Below are 16,845 nucleotides of genomic sequence, written 5' to 3' on the forward strand. Positions count from 1 at the left end.
GAATATCAACTTATATAAATAGGGGGATATATCCCGTGCAGAAAAGCCTCGGATTCACGTTAATAGAGCTGTTGGTGGTGGTGTTAATCATTGGAATATTAGCGGCGGTTGCCGTGCCGCAATACACCAAGGCGGTGGAAAAATCCCGCGCCGCACAGGCTCTAAGCGTGCTCAAATCGCTGGGGCAGGCGCAGCAAAGCTATTATATGGCCAACGGCACGTACGCCTCGTCTTTTGACCAGCTGGATATAGAAGTTGCTTGGACGGGAAATGAAAAGTGGTACAGCGGCGCGTCCGATACGCGTTCCAACGGGGACTGGTCGCTGCAAATTATAGCGGATTCGCAGAATCACGCCTTATATGTGGGACGTTTACGGGGGGAGTACAAAGGCGGCGGGTTTGGTTTTTTCGGCACCGGGCCGTCCAGCTATGATACCGAAAGTATTATTTGTATGGAGAGGGTCTCTGACGGAATAGTGTTTGAAAAGCCTCAGGGAGATTATTGCACCAAGCTGTTCCATGCGCCTTTTCAGGCGGCCAGCGGCGGCACGCGGTTTTTCCGGATGCCGTGAGGAATTATCTGCGTTTCCAAAGCGCATAGCGCACGGAAAAGGGGTGTTGGGAAGGGGCTAACGTTTTTAGAAATCCCGTTTTCCGCTCCGCCGGGTTTATCCCGCAAACCGGCGTAATCACCGGGAGATTGTTGTTGCCGCCGAGGATTTCGGCGGCCTTTTTTTCATCAAAATGTTTGGCGGGCCAAAAGGCAAATCCTGCCGGCGCAAGGCCCAGCTGGTCTTTTAAGCGGAACAGGCTTTCCTGTGCGAGATAAACGGCTTCTTCGGCGGAAACGGCGGTCAAATCCCGTCCGCCCAGCGCCAGCGCGCCAAAGCTCACCAGTCCGCTTTTTTGAAGTGTTTTCAATTCTTTTTCCGTCAGTAAATTTTGCCAGGGCTCCAGGTGCGGGTCCTGCCAGGCGTTGTACTGGCCGGCCAGGTCCGGGGCCAGGAAAACGGCGGCGCACACTTTGTATTTTTGAAGCAGGGGGAAAATCTCTGTTATAAAAGACCGGTACCCGCCCATAAACGCCAGCAGTACGGGCTTTTGCGGCATTTTTTTGCCCGCCGCCAGGGCTTCCGGGGAGATGGCGGTAAAACCCCGCGCCAAGAGCCGCTTGAGCGTTTTTTCAAATTCCGCTGCGGTAATCCATTGGTTTTTAAGGCGGGAGAAGGGGGCGGGCGTTCCGGTTTTTTCGTACGCCAGCACAAACAGCGCGTGCGGCCGGCGGCGCAGGAACAGCCAGATGAAAAGGGCCGCAAGTAAGGCGGCCGGGATAAGGGCGTACGTCATAGTAAAATCCTATAATTTGCTCTGCCCGCGGGTAAGCTGCAATTGGTAGTCAAACAGCGTTTCGCCCCCGCGCGGGAAGGCGCGGCGCAGGGTGGATTTGCCCTGCCAGGGCCACGGGTTTACGCCTTTTTTGGTGCTGAAGTCAAAGATATATCCGGCTTTAAACACCTGCGGACGGACGCGTTTGTCAAACCCGCCCGCGCCGAACGGATAGCACAGGGCGGTAACGGGCGAGCCTAATTTTTCTTCTAAAATTTGTTTGCTTTCGCGCAGTTCTTTTACGATTTCTTCGTCCGGCAGGCTGCGCAGGCGCCGGTGCGAGCGCGTGTGGGAGCCAAACTCCGCAAGGCCGCTGTCCTTCATTTCTTTAATTTGTTCCCAGGTCATATAGCCGGGCGTGCCGACGCGGTCCGTAATCAAAAAAATCACGGCGGGGACATTGTATTTTTTAAGTAGGGGAAACAGGTTGGTGTAATTGTCTTCGTAGCCGTCGTCAAACGTCAGCATAACGGGCTTTTGGACGGACGATTTGCCCGCTTTGCGCGCCGCGTCCAGCTCCGCGAGCGACACGGGCGTATATCCGCCCGCTTTTAAAAATAAAATCTGCCGCTCCAGCATATCCGGGCGGACGGTGAAAGGGTATTGTTCTTCCTGCGGGTCTTCCAGTACGCCTACGTGATGGTACATCAGCGCCACAAACCCTTTGCGTTTGGGCAGATACCACGTTTTGCGAAGCTGCGGAAACCGCCAAAACAGATACGCCGCCAGCAATAAAAGCGCAGTCAGGCAGAGCGTCATTTTTCGTTTTGCTCCTGGATTTGCCAAAGTTTGGCGTTCTTTACAAACACGTAAAACGTGGAGAAAGACGCCCATAAAAGCCCGCGTATGCCGTCCAGCGCGCCGAGTTTTAACACATAGCGTTTAAAGAACTCAAACGGCAGCGTAAACAGCACGCCAATCAGCGAAAAACGCCGCCCGTTTTTGTACATCTGTTCGGCCGCGAGGGAAGTGTATTTGTTAAATTTGCGGAAATAGGTTTCAATCGTATCGTAGGAATAATGGTTAATCGGGTTTTGAAGGCGCCCGATTTTGCCCTTTACGTCCAGCCCTTCGTGCACCAGGCCGCCCACGTATTTGGCGTTTTTCGTGCGCACCAGGCGCAGGTGCGTTTCTTTATTCAGCCCGCTGAAGCGCATTTTTTTGCCTAAAAAATAGTTGCAGAAAGGAATGTCAAACCCCGCAAAGTCCGTCTGCTGCGTAACGCGCGCGATTTCTTCTTTAAGAGCCGGGGAGAGCGTTTCGTCCGCGTCCAGGTTCAGCGCCCATTCGGACGTTACTTTGGAGAGCGCAAAATTCTTTTGGCTGGCAAAGCCGTCAAACGCCCGGTCAAACACCAACGCGCCCAGCTCGCGGCAGACGAGCGCGGTCTTGTCTTTGGACAGGCCGTTCACGACTACCACCTCGTTGACGAGCCCCTTGGCGCTCAAAATACATTTGGCGATTTTGGACTCTTCGTTCCGGGCGATGATAAAAAGCGTGATACGCGGCGTTCTCATACGGCTATTGTAGCATTTAGGGGGGAGCAAACGAAAGGGGGCGTATAAAAAAGGGGAACCGCTGTAGCAGGGTTTGGGACTACAGCGGTTTGGATGAAATTAAAAACGTTTTCTATATTCTTACTATATCACTTCGCGCGCGGGGCCGACAGGGCCTTTAGACCCATTTTTAAAAAAATAAGTACCCATAAAATAAAGCATCGTGTGCCTAGAAAAATTTAGGACTTATGTTGTATAATTTCTAGGACTTTAGACCCTGGGGGAGAAGATTATGAAAAAGACCGTTTTGCTGTTGCCGTTTTTGCTGGCGGCGTGCACCACGCTGCCGACGTCGTCGGAATATCTGCTGCGCGGGGACGGTTATTTCCAGGACGGAAAACCGCAGCAGGCGCTGAAGGCGTACGACCGCGCCCTTGAACTCAACCCCGATAACCTGACGGGCTACGCCTCGCGCGGCGCGGTGTATTTCTTTACCGGCGATTATGACCGCGCGGAGGCCGACTTTTTGCACGTGCTGGAAAAGAACCCCTACCAGGCCGACGCGTACACCGCCTACGCAAGCACGCTGGCCGCCAAAGGGGATTTTCAAAACGCGCTGACGGTGCTTAATCTGGCGCTTGAGTTAAAACCCGGCAAGCCGGAAATTTTCTTCTCGCGCGCGGGCGTGTACTTTATGCTGGGCCGCCTGGACGAAGCGGTGGTGGATTATACGTCCGTCATCAATTTGCAGCCCGCGGCGGAAGTGTATAACGCGCGCGGCGCGGTTTATTTAAAAATGGGCAAAGAAGACCTGGCTCAACAGGATTTTGAGACGGCCAAAACGGGCCGTATGCCCGAGCGGTTAAACGTATATTCCATGATTGACTGAGGCGGTTTTCCGTCTGAGAATGGAAAAAATTTGCGCGAAAACGCGTTCTTTTGATATAATAATTATACGCGATTTACGTCACCGTAGCTCAGGTGGTTAGAGCGAGCGTCTCATAAGCGCTAGGTCGGTGGTTCGAGCCCACCCGGTGACATTTTTTAATGCCCTTCACACACCGTGAAGGGTTTTTTATTTGTCCGGATTTTTTTGTTTTCCTCTATGCAAAACCGTACAAAATGTACTATTATAAGGGTACGGAGATATTATGAAAAAAACCTTCGCAGTCTTTTTTATGCTTTCTACAGCCGCTTTGCCGGCTTTTTGCGCCGCCTCTACGTGCGAAACGCGCGTGGACCGGCACCAAAACGCCTCCACCCGCGAGCGTGTGGCCTACTGCCTGACGCCGGAGGCCGAGCAGCCCCTTCCCGCCGGGCCGGAGCTGGTGTACTACGGGGTTTCCAGCAATAAACCCGCGCCGCAGACCGAGGAACAGCCCGTTTCCAAAAAGCCGGTGTATTTTGACAAAGACGGCGTACAGGTGGCCCAGGATTATGTGGATACCAAAAAATTTCCCGCGTTTACCAACGATGTGCTGAGCGAGCAGGAACGCCTGGCTTTGGAGCAGGCCGCCAAAGAAGAAGCCGACCGCCAGGCCAAGCTGGCCGCCTCGGCCCAGGCGCCCAAACGGCTGGCCCAGTCCGCCGAGCTGACGGCTCCGTCCGTCTTAACGGAAGAAGATGAAAAAGGCTTGCTGGCGCGCCAGAAAAAACCCAAACGCTTTATGAAAACCATTGCCGAGGAACAGCCCGAACCGGCCCCGACGCCCGCCTCCTCCGAAGAGACGGTGGCGCAGGCGTATTCGGTCAATCCTTACGGCACACCCGCCTCCGGCGACGCCGGGGACGGACTGATGTACGCGCCCACGGGCACGCCGCAGAACGAAATCCAGCAGGCTTACGGGCTTGAAAACAATCCCAACGCCGCCCCCGCTTATAACGCGCAGGGAGCCGCCCCGGCGGGATTTACCGATCCGGCGCTGGCGTCGGACTCGTCTTTCGGCTACAACGCCTCGGACCCGGCCATGCAGCCGTAGCTTGACAAACCGGAAAAGGGGGATTACAATAACTTTATGCAAACTTTAATGGCTTATCTGAAAAGACCCTATGCCGAAAAAGGACTTATCATCGGCACGTTTGATTTGCTGCTCAAACTCTTCGCGCTGTGCGTGTGGGGGTATTTGGCGGTCATCTTGTGCACGCTGTTTTTTGATTCCATGCTGATGGATTATAACCCGGTGAGCAAGATGTGGTGGTTCTCGTACTGCTTCCTGATTTTTTTCGGGGGCACTTGGCTGGCGTATATCGTGCTGTTTGTGCGCGATTATTACGACGCCGAAGAAGAATAGTTTTTCGCGGAACCGTAAAAAGCGCTCTCCCGCCGGGAGGGCGCTTTTTTGTATAGAGAAAAAGGCCTCCCCGGCGGGAAGGCCTTTTATAAATACTGCTCACAATAAACCCCAGGCGTAAGCCCGGGGAGTTTCATGCAGGGCAAATTTACAGCGGTTTAGGCGGCGGCAGATTTTTTAATACGGCGCGCGCAAGTTCGCGGTCTTTTTTCAGCTGGCCGACCAGCGCGTCCAGGCCGTTAAATTTGGTTTCGTCGCGCAGTTTGCCGGCGAACCAGACGGTTATTTTGCGGCCGTAGATGCTTTGGTGAAAATCAAAAATATTTACTTCCACCAGCGGCAGGGAAGAATCAATCGTGTTCACCGTCGGGCGGAAACCGATGTTGCAAAATCCGTCGTAGTATCGGCGGCCCACGCGCACTTTTACGGCAAATACGCCAAGCGGCAGAATTTTGTAAATTCCCGTATCCAAATTGGCGGTGGGAAAGCCCAGGCGGCGGCCGAGTTTGTGGCCTTTAACCACCGTGCCCGTCAGTTCGTAGGGGCGGTCCAACAGCGCGCTGACGCGTTCCGTATCGCCCATGGCAAGCGTTTTGCGGATTAAGGAAGAGGATACTTTTTCGCCGTCCGTTCGGTAGAATGCGGCCGTTTCAAAGGGAATGCCCCGTTTGGCGCATTCGGCGCGCAGAAAATCCGTATCACCGCGGCGGTCTTTGCCAAACGCAAAATCCGGCCCGACGAGCAGGCCGCCCATTTGATACTTTTGAAGCAGTATTTTTTCAAAAAATTCCGCCGGCTCCATATTCCGGCACGCGTCAAAATCCAGCGCAGCCGCCTGCATTCCCAGTTCTTTAAGCAGGTGTTTTTTTTCGGCGGGCCTGGAAAGCACCGTCATTTCCGGGTGCGCGCCCAGCAGGGTTTTCGGGGGGAGCGGAAAATAGAGCACCAGCGGTTTTTGCAAGTATTGCACCGCCAGCGCATCCAGCCGGCCGAACAGAAAGCGGTGGCCGATGTGTACGCCGTCAAACGTGCCGATGGTGATAAAACGTTTTTGCGTCATAAGCGGATAGGCTCCACGCGCTCGTATAAGGCGCTCCCGATACCTTTTAGCCGGTTGCCGTCAAAAGCGTTTTGTACGTCAAACGGGCCGATTTGAAGCCTTCTTAAAGCTGTTAAATGCCCCGCCGTGCCCAGTTCCTGCGCCAGCAGATACCCGAGCGAGCGCACATAGGTGCCGCAGGAGCAGTGTACCGTAAAGGCCGCTTCATCCGGCGCGGTTAACGCCAGGTGCGTCCATTGGACCGTTACCTCGTTATAGCGGCGTTCCATTGGCGCGCCTTTGCGCGCCAGGTCGTACATATGGCTGCCGTTAATGCGTTTGGCGCTGAAAAACGGAATGGGCTGTGTAATCCGGCCGGTCAGCTTCTGTGCGGCGCGTTCCAGCAGTTCCTGCGTAAGCGGGGGGACGGGAGCTTGCCGGATGACGCTGCCGTAAGCGTCCCACGAGTCCGTCTCCTCGCCCAGTTTCAGCCGGGCGGAATAGGTTTTGGGGAGTTTTAAAAAAGCGTCCTGCCGACGGGTGGCTTCGCGGCCGACAAGTAAAATAAGCAGTCCGGTGGCCATAGGGTCCAGGGTGCCGCTGTGTCCGATTTTTTTGGTTTTCAGTTCCCGCCGGGAAACGGCGATAATGTCGTGCGAAGAAAAATCCGCCGGCTTGTCTAAGAGCAGGAGACCGCTTTTTTGCGGCTCAGCCGATGCTTTTAACGACATGGTGCACCACTTCGGCCAGCGCGTCGGCCACTTCGTCCACCGTTTTGCCGGTTACTTTAAAGCCGGAAGCGCGCGCGTGCCCGCCGCCGCCGAAGGTTTGGGCGATGCGGCTTACGTCCACGCCGCCGCGGGAACGGAGATTGACGGAAACTTTGTCCGGTTCTTCTTTGATAAGGGCGGAAACTTCCACGCCCGGAATCATGGTGGGCTGGCTGACGATGCCTTGGGTTTGCGCGGGCGTCGCGCCGAAGGCCTCAAAGTCGCGCCGGGTTAAAATGATTTGGCTGTATTTGTTGTCAAAGCGCATTTCCATTTTTTCCAGCGCGCGGCCCAGGAGTTTCAGCTCAATGTAGGATTTGGTAAAGTAGATAACCTGGTTGATTTGGTTCACGTCCGCCCCCAAGGCCACCAGGGCAGAACCCACGCGGAGGGCCTCGGCGGTGGTGTTGGAATGGACAAAACGGCCCGTATCGGTTACCAGCCCGGTATAGAGGCAGGTGGCCTCGTCGGGCGTGGGGAGGCAGTGCTCGTCCTCGGATTCTTCAAACAGCTGGAAAATAATTTCCGCGGTGGAGGAAGCGACGGAATCAATATGGTTGACGTCTCCGTATGCGTCGCTGACGAGGTGATGGTCTATATTTACAAGCGTTTTGGCTCGGGTGAGCACGCTTTCCAGGTCGCCCCCGCGCTGGCGGTCGGAACATTCCAGCAGGATGACGGTGTCAAAATCCGGGTGCTCCGGCAGTACGCCCACGTGGATTTTTTCAAGACCCGGCAGAAATTTTAAATCATTGCCGATGGCGGGCGCCGCATAGGCGTACACCGTTTTGCCCAGGCGTTCCAAAAGCGAAGTCACCGCCAGCGTGCAGCCCAGCGAGTCGCCGTCCGGGTTGAGGTGGCCGGCGATGAAAAATTTGTTTCCGGCGCGCAGCGCTTTCCAAATTCGGCGCAGGCTTTCTTCTCTATTCTGCATCGTGTTTTTCCTTTTCAATCACCTGGAAAATGGATTCCACGCGCGACGCTTTTTCGGGCGTGTCGTCAAATTCAAAGCTGAAGGAAGGAATCCGTTTTAAATGCAGGCGTCCGCGCAGTTTCGCGCCGATTTCTTTGCGCAGAATGGACAGGGCGTTCTGCGTTTTGATTTTGTCCTCGGGGCTTCCGAACACCGAGAAAAACACCTTGGCGGAGGCCAGGTCTTTAGACAGGCGCACCGCGGTAATGGTTACGAATCCGCCAAAATCGCCGTTGGCGGCCATTTTGGTAATTAATGTGTTAATTTCTTCCAGGAAAAGGGTTTCCAGCCGTTTAATTCTGTCAATCATATTCTTATTATAGCATTTTGGGGTATAGGGCCAAAAAATACTTGAAAAATTTTTGAAACTAAACTAAACTATTAAATAGAGCGGCAGGTATGCCGCCGAATTGTTGTAGGAGGATAACATATGAATAAAGGTTTTACGTTAATTGAGCTGCTGGTAGTCGTGTTGATTATTGGCATCCTCTCCGCTGTGGCGCTGCCGCAGTACACCAAAGCCGTAGAAAAATCCCGCGCGACGGAAGCCATTACCTTACTCGGTAACTTGGCCAACGCCGAGCAGATTTACAAAATGAGCACCGGTAATTACACCAACGACTTAACCCTGCTTGATTTGCAGCTTCCTGGTGTAACGGGTACCGCCGCTCAGACTTCGACGACGACTAAAAACTTCCAAATTAGCGCTTCCGTTCCTGCCGCCGGGACCTTTTTGGGTACGGCCCAGCGCGGTACGGTGGGCAGTACCGGGGCCTTTGCGCCTTCCACTAATACGGATACGAAATATACTATCAGCGTGTCTATTGACTCCAACGGCAATATCCGCCGCCAGTGCACGACCGATAAACCGTCGACGGTGCTGACCGCGGACGCTACTACGGGCGCTTCCGCCGTCTGCAAATCCATCGCCAACGGCAATGCCGGCGGTATGATTAAATAAATGTTCTTTGGACGGTACCCCCGGGTTCTTCGGAGCCCGGGGCTTTTTGTTTTAAAAAGAGCCGCCCGGCATATGCCGGGCGGTTCTAACTGGGTGCGGCGGATTTTCCTCCGCGTTTTAAGATTTTGTGCCTTCTTTCTTAAAGAGTACGTCCAGCCCGTGCGCCACCATTAAACAGCCTTTGGGCTGGTTTTCCAGTACGGGGCGGATGCTCTTGGCGAATGCGTCTATTTTGGGGCCTTCGTCAATCATTTCCATCACTACCGGGAATTTTTCCACCAGTTCAAAATAGCGTGTGGAGCGCAGGCGCGTGCTGGGGCCGAAGCCCATCATCGCGCGGTGGGCGGTGGCGCCTTCCAGGCCGAACTCTTTGGCTTTTTTGGCGATGATTTCATAAAGCAGTACACAGTTTACTTTATCGGTGCTGCTGAGGTAGATTTTCAATATCTTATAGTTAGCGTTGTTGTCCATACGGCCCCCTTAGGGAGATATCCCTTTTTTTAATCGTAGCACTTGCGGCGGAGCGTGTAAAGTTTTTTATGGGGGAAAATCGGCAGAAACTATCTCCCTCATCGTTGCGGGGCATAAGAAAACCCCTCAGCTTGCGCTTCGGGGTTTTCATTCGGCATACTTAAACTTTACATTTTAATACGTCTAGTGACGTTATCTTTACGGAAGCATTCAATTACGTCGCCTTCGGCAACGCCTTTGAACCCTTCAATCAGGATGCCGCATTCATAGCCTTTTTCCACTTCTTTTACGTCGTCTTTGAAGCGTTTCAGGCCGCCAATCTTGCCGTGGCCCACTTCTTCGCCGTTGCGTTTAATGCGCACCTCGTAGCCGCGGATCATCGTGCCGCTGTCCACCAGCGAGCCGGAAATAAGCCCCGAGCTCAGCTTCATCACTTTCTTGATGGTGGCCGTTCCCACGACGGTTTCCACCACGTCGGGTTCCAGGAGCCCTTCCATGGCGGCTTTGATATCTTCCAAGAGTTCAAAGATAATCGTGTAGCGGCGGATTTCAATGCCTTCGCGTTCGGCTTCGCTCTGGGCTTTGTGCTCCACGTCCACATGGAAGCCGATGACGACGGCGTTGCTGGCTTTGGCGAGCAGAATGTCGGACTCGTTGACGTTGCCCGGCGCGGAGAGGATAATATCCAGCTCCACTTCGTCGGACGGAATGCGAAGCAGCGCGTCTTTAATGGCTTCAATGGAACCCTGCACGTCGGCCTTTAAGATAAGCTGTAATTTCTTGACCGAATTGCCGTTTTCGTCGTCTTTGCGCAGGTTCATCAGAGACACCTGTTTGCGGTGCGCCTGGGAATCTTCTTTCTGCGCCAGTTTGCGTTTTTCGGCGGCGTAGCGGGCTTCTTTTTCGCTTTCCATGATGTAGAGCGTATCGCCCACCTGCGGCGGTTCGCCGTTGATGCCCAAAATTTCCGCCGGCACGCTGGGGCCGATTTTCTGGTAGCGCTGGGAATTTTCGTCAATCAGCGCGCGGATGCGGCCGTAGTTCGTGCCCACGATAAACGGGTCGCCCACTTTCATCGTGCCTTTCTGCACGAGTACGGTGGCCACTACGCCGCGTTTATTGTCGCGTTTGCTTTCCAGAATAATGCCCACGCCCGGGCGGTCCGGGTTGGCTTTGAGTTCCATCATTTCGGCCTGCAGCGCAATCATTTCCAAAAGTTTATCTATATTGATATGCTTTTTGGCCGAAATTTCCACGAAAATCGTACTGCCCTGCCATTCCTCGGGCACGAGGCCTCTGGAAGCCAGGTCCTGCTTGACGCGGTCCACATTGGCGCCGGGAAGGTCAATTTTGTTGACCGCCACAATGATGGGCGCTCCGGCGGCTTTGGCGTGTTCCATCGCTTCTATGGTCTGCGGCATAATCCCGTCCGTGGCCGAGACGACCAGAACGACGATGTCCGTCGCCTGTGCGCCGCGGGCGCGCATGGCGGTGAAAGCTTCGTGGCCGGGGGTGTCCAAAAATGTCAGCACGCCGCGCGGCGTGGTAACGCGGTATGCGCCGATGTGCTGGGTAATCGCGCCCGCTTCGCCCGCCACCACATTGGATTTGCGGATGGCGTCAAGCAGACTGGTCTTACCGTGGTCCACGTGGCCCATAATGGTGATAACGGGGCTTCTGGGACGTAAAGAGGCCGGATCGTCCGGCGTTTCCAAAAGCGCCACCGTTTCTTTATTTAAATCTTCTTCCGCCATTTCGGCTTTAAAACCGCATTCGTCTACGATAAGCTCAATCATGTCTTTTTCAAGACGCTGGTTAATCGTGGCGAAAATGCCCATCATCATCAGCTTTTTGATGAAATCGTTGGTTTTGATGTTCATCTTTTCCGCCAGCTCTTTTACCGTCGGCTGGCCCACAATGCGGATGCATTTGGGGTCTTTGGCCGGCTGGGCGGGCTGCTCGGCGCGCTGGTTGTGTCCGTGTCTCGGGCCCTGCGGGCGGCTGTTCGGTACGGCGGTCTGCGGGCGGCTTTCCTGCGGGCGGCCGTTCTGCTGTGCGTTGTTCGGCATAGCACCCTGCGGGCGGCTGTTCGGTACGGCGGCTTGCGGGCGGTTTTGCGGCTGAACGGGCTGTTGCGCCGGTTTGGGTTGTACCGGGGCCGGCTGAGGCTGTTGCGGTGCCGGCTGGGCCGCGGGCTTGGCCGGCTGTTGCACGGGCGTTTGCGGCTGCGCCGGAGCCGGCTTGGGCGCCTCAACGGGCTTTTGTACCGGGGCCGGAGCGGGTTTTTCCGCCGGCGTCTGCACCGGGGCTTGCGCCTGGGGAGCCGTTTGCCCGGCGGTTTGTTTTACCGTTTCTTCCGCGGTCTCCGCCGTTTTTTTGGCGGCGGGCTTTTTAGCCGTCGTTTTCTTGGCGGCGGGTTTTTTGGCGGCCGTCGTTTTTTTGGCCGCGGTTGTTTTACCCGTCGTCTTTTTAGCCGTCGTTTTCTTGGCGGCGGTTTTAGCCGTGGTTTTTTTAGCGGCGGTTTTTTTCTTGGCGGAGGATTCCTCTTCGGCGTTAGTTGTTTTCTTTGTCGTCATTCAATTCCTCCTGCCCGTCGGCGGCTTGCTTGTCCGCCAGATACTTTTTGGCGCCTTCAATAATTTTAGCGGCCGTTTTCTCGCCGATGCCCTGCACGGTGGACAAGTGTTCCACGTCCAGGTCCGCTATTTGTTCCACGCTCGTAAAGCCGGATTTCTGCAACACTTCCGCCATCTTGGGGCCGATGCCTTCCACGTCGGAAAGGGTGGCCTGTACGGCGTCGGAAGCTTCTTTGCCTTCCTGCGCTTTTTGGGATTCGCTCTTTACTTCCAGGTTCCAGCCCGTCAGTTTGGAAGCGAGCTTGATGTTCTGCCAGTCTTTGCCGATGGCGATGGCCAGCTGGTCGTCCGGCACGATGACGGTGGCGCGTTTTTCGCTCAGGCTGTCAATTTTCACGAAGTCGGCCTTGGCCGGGGCGAGCGAGTTCATAATGACGGTGGAAATATCGTCGGAATAATTGATTAAGTCAATGCGTTCGCCGGAGAGTTCGTTCATTACCGCGCGAATGCGGATGCCGCGCATACCCACGCAGGTGCCGATGGGGTCAATTTTATTGTCAATGCTGGACACCATCACTTTGGCGCGGAAGCCGGGGTCTCTCTGGATGTTTTTAATTTCCACAATGCCTTCGTTGATTTCCGGCACTTCCACTTTAAACAGTTCTTCCAGGAATTTGCCGTTGGCGCGGGAAAGAATCACGTAAGGCCCGCGCTGGCCTTTGTCCATTTTGAACGCGGCGGATTTGTAGCGGGAGAGCACCGGGTCGTCGCCGATGGCGGCCAAATCGTTTTGGCTGAGCACTTTGGTGATGATGGCTTTTACGCGCGAACCGTTGACGTAGCGTTCTTTCTTGATTTGTTCGCAGTAGGGTAAAATAGCTTCCACTTTGCCCAGGTCCACGATGATGTCGCGGTCGGAAAAGCGGCGCACCGAACCGGTAACGACTTCGCCTTCGCGGGGCTTAAATTCTTTATAGAAGTTGTCGCGCTCAATGCCGCGCACTTTCTGGATGAGCACCTGCTTGGCAATCTGCGCCGCGATGCGGGAGAAATCTTCCACTTCCAGCGTGATGGTTACCACGTCGCCCGGCTGGGGGTTTTTAAGGTGTTTTTTGGCGCCTTCCACGTCAATTTCCGTTTCGGGGTTGGTTACCAGTTCCACTACGTTTAACGTCTGGAACGCTTTGATGGAACCGTTTTCCACGTCAATCTTGGCGCTGATTTGGGCGGTTTTGCCCAGGTTTTTGCGAAGCGCGGAGACGAGCGCGTCTTCAATGGTTTTTAAAATGTCTTCGCGTTTGATGTTTTTTTCTCTTTCCAGTCCTTCCAACGCCAAAACTAAATCTTTAGCACTTCCTTCCATGTGTTTTCTCCTTAGTGATTCCCGGTATTGCGGGGTTAAAATTCAAGAACAGGGTCCAGGTTGGCCTTCTTGATGTTGTCGTATGCAAAGCGGAATTGGTTGGTTCCGTCGTCCAGTACGAAAGCGTCGTCTTCCGCCGAAGCGATGACGCCGGTAAAAAAGCCGCGGCCTTCCAGCGGCACTTTAAGCACGATTTTCACGCGCTGCCCGGTAAACTGCTTAAAATGGGCCGGTTTTTTCAGTACGCGAGTAACGCCGGGGGAGGAAACCTCCAGGATGTACGCGCCGTCAATTAAATTTTCCATTTCCAGAATGGAATCAATTTTATCAGTCAGTTCGCCGCAGTCGTCCAGGGTTACGCCGCCGACTTTGTCAACGAAAAACTGCAAAAGTTTCTTTTTCCCTTGGTTTTGGATGACCAGGTCCACCAGTTCAACGTTCTGGCTTTCCAGGGCCTTGGCTACGGTTTCTTCTATGGTTTTGGGGTCTCTCATGGTTACTCCTTGTATAGAGCCTTATTAAGGAAAGAGCGACTTGTTGCCAAGTCGCTCTTTCTAGTACATTAATATAATATCATTCCCGGGTTTCCTTGTCAACCCCGCCTGCACCGGCGGGAAGGAAAAAGTTATAATAAACGGAAGCATTTATAAAACCGGGGAGGAGAGATGAAAAAACGCAATTTATGGATTTGTTTGTTTTTACTCTTGTGCGTATGCCCGGCGGCCGCGCAGGAATATACCGTAACCAAAAGCGGCGAAAAGAAATTTGAACCCTTATATAAATGGGGGGCGTACAGCGGGAGCGAGTTTTCGCTGGGTATCGGTTCGGTGCGTTCCGGGGCGGATGACCGCGCGGGGCGGGATTATACGTCGCCGGGGGTTATCGGCAATGCGTCCATTTTGGTGGATATGAGCCCGCACGTGGCCAGCGGCATAGATTATATGTACGGCGGGTTCCGCTCTTCGGGCACGGCGCCGGAATACTCGCTGTATTCCCATCACATTTCGGCGGCGTTTAAAATACGCGCCAACCCGGACGGCAAACTGCGTGTGTATTTTCCGCTGGGAGCCGGAGGCGGAGGGCTGTTCTTAAAAAAACGCCGGGGCGCGGCGGACGGGCGTACGGAGCGGTGGGGCCTTGCTCTTTATGCCGGAGCCGGGCTGGAGTTTGATATTTCGCCCGTTGCGTTTTTGGGCGCGGAATACCGGTACGTATATACTTTTGTGCAGGGCGGAGATTTGGATGAAGCCTGCGGCTCCAATAAGTATTTCGGCTCTCACGCGCTGATGCTGAAAATCGGCATGCGGATGTTTTAAAAATCTTTTTCCGACGGGAACCCCGCTTTGCGGCGGGGTTTTTTGCGTGTGGGGAAACTAATCCCTTTTTGGCGTTGACTGGGGAAACCCGCGGCGTTAGAATAAAAGAGTAGTCAGCCGTACAGATGCATAAAAGTCGTATACAGGGGGAAAAAATGAAGAAAACGTTAGTCATTACGGCCTGCGCGCTGCTGTTGGGTGCAAACGCCGCTTTTGCCCAAAAGGGCAATATGAACTCGGCCGCTTACCAGCAAAAAGCCGGAGCCGCCGCCACCAAGAAAGCCAACCAAGCCTCTCTTAAAAAAGGAGAACCCGGCTTGAAAACCACTAAGGTAACCACCACCACGGACGTGTATGACGTCTCGGCCACCGATAAAAAAGGCACCGTGGATTACGGTGTGGTGGAGCAGACCATAACCGGCCCGAGCGGCAAAACCACCACGGGCGGCGTGGTTTACAGCAACTATACGCCCAGCAAAGCGGCCCGCACCAACGCTAAAAAGATGGAAGTTTCCATCGCGGGCGGCGAGACGTATTCGTTCAATAAAGACAACCGCAAAGACCGCTACGCCACCAACGGCCTGGCCGGCGGCGTGAGCGCGCTGTGGAATATGTCCGACAACTTCGCTTTGGGCGTGGATTATATGATGCTTCATCCCCGCGCCAAAAGCCACGACCAGGACGGTGAATACCGCCGGTATAAAGACAACTACCTCCATGCCGTTTCTTTAGCCGGTAAATACACGCTTAACGCCTGGGACAGCTGGAGAGTGTACATCCCGATGGGCTGGGGTATGATGAACGCCCGGATGAAAACCAGCGCCGCGGATAACAGCTCCAGCAAAGACAAATGGGGTACGGGCTTCTACGCCGGTTTGGGGCTCCAGTATGACATCACCGACAGCCTCTTCGCCGGACTGGAATACCGCTATACGTACGCTTTCATCAGCGATAAGCACCTGTCCGACTTCGGGCGCGACAAAGATCTCCAATACCATTCCGCGTTTTTCCGCGTGGGTATGAGATTCTAACATCTGCATAGCTCTATGGGGCTAGAGGGGACTTCTTCCTGAGGTCCCCTTTCATTTGTCCTGATTTGTCCCGTAAAAAACACCCGGAAAGTTATATCTCCGGGTGTTTTCCATATAATCGGTTCGGTTAGGCCCAGCGGGTATAGACGCGGGCGGCTTCTTTCCCGTCGGATTCGCGCACCAGCGCGTGCCAGAATGCGTTTTCGCCGGCAGGGTATACGTCCGCGCGGATGTTTTCTCCCGCGCGGCATTCGTTTTTGAAAGAGAGCAGAATGCGGTCCAGCTTTTTGCCGTTTCTTACTTCTTCGGGCACGCTCTGCACGGCCCAGGCCGCGTAGTGCGTATTGTTGACGTGGGCATTGATGTCCAGGTCTTCCTCGCGCGTAAGGATGTGCAGGGAGTGCGCCGGATTGCCTTCCGGAAGCGGCGCCTTGAAATTTTCTTCGGGTTCCAGTTCCTCGCGCTCGGCGGGATTTAAATCAAGCAGGCTTTGGGGGGTGCGGGTCAGGCGGCGTCTTTCGGTGTCTATAATCACCCACCAGGAAGACCCTTCAAACAGCGGCGTGCCGTCCGCTCCGGATATGACAAACTGGCGGCGGCTTAGGAGTTTGTCCGAATAGGAGTGCCAGGTTTTTACCGTTACGTCCTGATGTTTGATATCGGCCTGCAGGGCGTGGGCCTGCATATGCGTCAGCACCCAGGCCAGATGGTCCTTTTGCAGGGCTTCCCAGCCAAAGCCCAGCTGATGGCTGTCCAGCGCGGCGGACTCCTGAAAGTATTTTAAAAAAGCGGCGGCGGGAATATGTCCCTGCGCGTCCAGTTCGTCAAAACGCACGTGAAATTTTTGTTCAATCATTGTAAAGACCCCCTTTTTTGTATTGTATCTTTTTTCCCGCATTGTGTGGCTCAATCAGTCGGATGGCACCGTCAGGGAAAGGGCGGGGCGGACCCTGCGGGCGGTGGTATACCAGACGGGAATATCCCCAAATGTTTCTCTCCCAAGTATTTAAAAGTACCGTATTTTGCTGAACCCTGGATAAGGCCAGGACCCCAAGGCCCGGACCCTGCGGGCGGCTTTTCGTGCTCGCTTTACGGTACTTGGCAACATTGTTTAAATAGTGTGGCTCAATTAGTCGGATGGTTCCGTCAGGGAAAGGGAGGGGCGGCTCGCC

19 protein-coding genes and 1 tRNA gene are annotated in these 16,845 nt (G+C 54.5%); 8 read left to right on the forward strand and 12 right to left on the reverse strand.

What is annotated here, in order from left to right:
* Nucleotides 1-35: 35 nt before the first annotated feature.
* The gene (locus tag ACQY36_RS06410) at nucleotides 36-572 is read left to right on the forward strand and encodes a type IV pilin protein (RefSeq protein ID WP_428078407.1); all 537 of its coding nucleotides are present in this window, start codon (nucleotides 36-38) and stop codon (nucleotides 570-572) included.
* A 4-nt stretch (nucleotides 573-576) separates the two neighbouring features.
* Here the strand turns inward: ACQY36_RS06410 and ACQY36_RS06415 are convergent, their stop codons facing one another.
* Genes ACQY36_RS06415 through ACQY36_RS06425 form a run of 3 tightly spaced genes read right to left on the reverse strand, consistent with a single transcriptional unit; the run spans nucleotide 577 to nucleotide 2,903 of the window.
* Nucleotides 577-1,347 (reverse strand): polysaccharide deacetylase family protein, encoded by a 771-nt coding sequence (locus tag ACQY36_RS06415; protein ID WP_428078409.1) that lies wholly within the window; start codon nucleotides 1,345-1,347, stop codon nucleotides 577-579.
* 9 nt (nucleotides 1,348-1,356) lie between these two features.
* Nucleotides 1,357-2,145: a polysaccharide deacetylase family protein gene (locus ACQY36_RS06420; protein ID WP_428056736.1), complete on the reverse strand. Its 789-nt coding sequence runs from the start codon at nucleotides 2,143-2,145 to the stop codon at nucleotides 1,357-1,359.
* The gene (locus ACQY36_RS06425; RefSeq protein ID WP_428056734.1) at nucleotides 2,142-2,903 is read right to left on the reverse strand and encodes a glycosyltransferase family 2 protein; all 762 of its coding nucleotides are present in this window, start codon (nucleotides 2,901-2,903) and stop codon (nucleotides 2,142-2,144) included. Before ACQY36_RS06425 ends, ACQY36_RS06420 begins: the two co-directional genes overlap by 4 nt.
* Before the next feature lie 271 nt (nucleotides 2,904-3,174).
* Here ACQY36_RS06425 and ACQY36_RS06430 point away from each other — a divergent pair, with 271 nt between their 5' ends.
* The 4 genes from ACQY36_RS06430 (at nucleotide 3,175) to ACQY36_RS06445 (ending at nucleotide 5,173) form a co-directional block, all read left to right on the forward strand.
* Entirely contained in the window at nucleotides 3,175-3,771 is a 597-nt protein-coding gene (locus ACQY36_RS06430; RefSeq protein WP_428078411.1) for a tetratricopeptide repeat protein, read from the forward strand.
* A 77-nt stretch (nucleotides 3,772-3,848) separates the two neighbouring features.
* Nucleotides 3,849-3,922, forward strand: a tRNA-Met gene (locus tag ACQY36_RS06435).
* Between the two features lie 111 nt (nucleotides 3,923-4,033).
* Entirely contained in the window at nucleotides 4,034-4,861 is an 828-nt protein-coding gene (locus ACQY36_RS06440) for a hypothetical protein (protein WP_428078413.1), read from the forward strand.
* Nucleotides 4,862-4,897: 36 nt separating this feature from the next.
* The gene (locus ACQY36_RS06445; protein ID WP_428056731.1) at nucleotides 4,898-5,173 is read left to right on the forward strand and encodes a hypothetical protein; all 276 of its coding nucleotides are present in this window, start codon (nucleotides 4,898-4,900) and stop codon (nucleotides 5,171-5,173) included.
* A 148-nt stretch (nucleotides 5,174-5,321) separates the two neighbouring features.
* On the opposite strand, the gene ribF is transcribed toward ACQY36_RS06445, so the two are convergent.
* Genes ribF through rbfA form a run of 4 tightly spaced genes read right to left on the reverse strand, consistent with a single transcriptional unit; the run spans nucleotide 5,322 to nucleotide 8,265 of the window.
* Nucleotides 5,322-6,233 (reverse strand): riboflavin biosynthesis protein RibF, encoded by a 912-nt coding sequence (gene ribF / locus ACQY36_RS06450; RefSeq protein WP_428078415.1) that lies wholly within the window; start codon nucleotides 6,231-6,233, stop codon nucleotides 5,322-5,324.
* Nucleotides 6,230-6,943: a tRNA pseudouridine(55) synthase TruB gene (gene truB, locus ACQY36_RS06455; RefSeq protein WP_428056729.1), complete on the reverse strand. Its 714-nt coding sequence runs from the start codon at nucleotides 6,941-6,943 to the stop codon at nucleotides 6,230-6,232. Before truB ends, ribF begins: the two co-directional genes overlap by 4 nt.
* Nucleotides 6,921-7,916, reverse strand: coding sequence for a DHH family phosphoesterase (locus ACQY36_RS06460; RefSeq protein ID WP_428071632.1), 996 nt, complete (start codon nucleotides 7,914-7,916; stop codon nucleotides 6,921-6,923). The genes truB and ACQY36_RS06460 overlap by 23 nt, the downstream gene beginning before the upstream one ends.
* Entirely contained in the window at nucleotides 7,906-8,265 is a 360-nt protein-coding gene (rbfA, locus tag ACQY36_RS06465; protein ID WP_428056727.1) for a 30S ribosome-binding factor RbfA, read from the reverse strand. The genes ACQY36_RS06460 and rbfA overlap by 11 nt, the downstream gene beginning before the upstream one ends.
* 120 nt (nucleotides 8,266-8,385) lie before the next feature.
* Here rbfA and ACQY36_RS06470 point away from each other — a divergent pair, with 120 nt between their 5' ends.
* Nucleotides 8,386-8,916: a type IV pilin protein gene (locus tag ACQY36_RS06470; RefSeq protein WP_428078417.1), complete on the forward strand. Its 531-nt coding sequence runs from the start codon at nucleotides 8,386-8,388 to the stop codon at nucleotides 8,914-8,916.
* A gap of 117 nt (nucleotides 8,917-9,033) precedes the next feature.
* Here ACQY36_RS06470 and ACQY36_RS06475 read toward each other — a convergent pair whose 3' ends face one another.
* The 4 genes from ACQY36_RS06475 to rimP all read right to left on the reverse strand — a co-directional run bounded on the left by ACQY36_RS06475 (nucleotide 9,034) and on the right by rimP (nucleotide 13,820).
* On the reverse strand, nucleotides 9,034-9,387 hold the full coding sequence (locus ACQY36_RS06475) for a DUF190 domain-containing protein (RefSeq protein ID WP_428056725.1): 354 nt from the start codon (nucleotides 9,385-9,387) through the stop codon (nucleotides 9,034-9,036).
* 167 nt (nucleotides 9,388-9,554) lie between these two features.
* Nucleotides 9,555-11,963: a translation initiation factor IF-2 gene (gene infB, locus ACQY36_RS06480; protein WP_428078419.1), complete on the reverse strand. Its 2,409-nt coding sequence runs from the start codon at nucleotides 11,961-11,963 to the stop codon at nucleotides 9,555-9,557.
* Nucleotides 11,941-13,326 carry a transcription termination/antitermination protein NusA gene (gene nusA / locus ACQY36_RS06485; RefSeq protein WP_428056723.1) on the reverse strand — a complete coding sequence of 462 codons (1,386 nt, stop codon included), beginning with the start codon at nucleotides 13,324-13,326 and terminating at the stop codon, nucleotides 11,941-11,943. The genes infB and nusA overlap by 23 nt, the downstream gene beginning before the upstream one ends.
* A gap of 35 nt (nucleotides 13,327-13,361) precedes the next feature.
* Nucleotides 13,362-13,820, reverse strand: coding sequence for a ribosome maturation factor RimP (gene rimP / locus ACQY36_RS06490; RefSeq protein WP_428078421.1), 459 nt, complete (start codon nucleotides 13,818-13,820; stop codon nucleotides 13,362-13,364).
* Between the two features lie 171 nt (nucleotides 13,821-13,991).
* Between rimP and ACQY36_RS06495 the strand changes: the two genes are divergently transcribed.
* A complete protein-coding gene (locus tag ACQY36_RS06495; protein WP_428078423.1) occupies nucleotides 13,992-14,642 on the forward strand; it encodes an outer membrane beta-barrel protein in 651 nt (216 codons plus the stop codon).
* A 155-nt stretch (nucleotides 14,643-14,797) separates the two neighbouring features.
* The gene (locus tag ACQY36_RS06500) at nucleotides 14,798-15,673 is read left to right on the forward strand and encodes an outer membrane protein (RefSeq protein ID WP_428078425.1); all 876 of its coding nucleotides are present in this window, start codon (nucleotides 14,798-14,800) and stop codon (nucleotides 15,671-15,673) included.
* 127 nt (nucleotides 15,674-15,800) lie between these two features.
* On the opposite strand, the gene ACQY36_RS06505 is transcribed toward ACQY36_RS06500, so the two are convergent.
* Nucleotides 15,801-16,529, reverse strand: a complete 729-nt coding sequence (locus ACQY36_RS06505; protein ID WP_428078427.1) for an acyl-[acyl-carrier-protein] thioesterase — start codon at nucleotides 16,527-16,529, stop codon at nucleotides 15,801-15,803.
* Nucleotides 16,530-16,845: the final 316 nt, after the last annotated feature.

This window comes from Candidatus Avelusimicrobium alvi (genome assembly GCF_958451995.1).
Lineage (GTDB): Bacteria > Elusimicrobiota > Elusimicrobia > Elusimicrobiales > Elusimicrobiaceae > Avelusimicrobium > Avelusimicrobium alvi.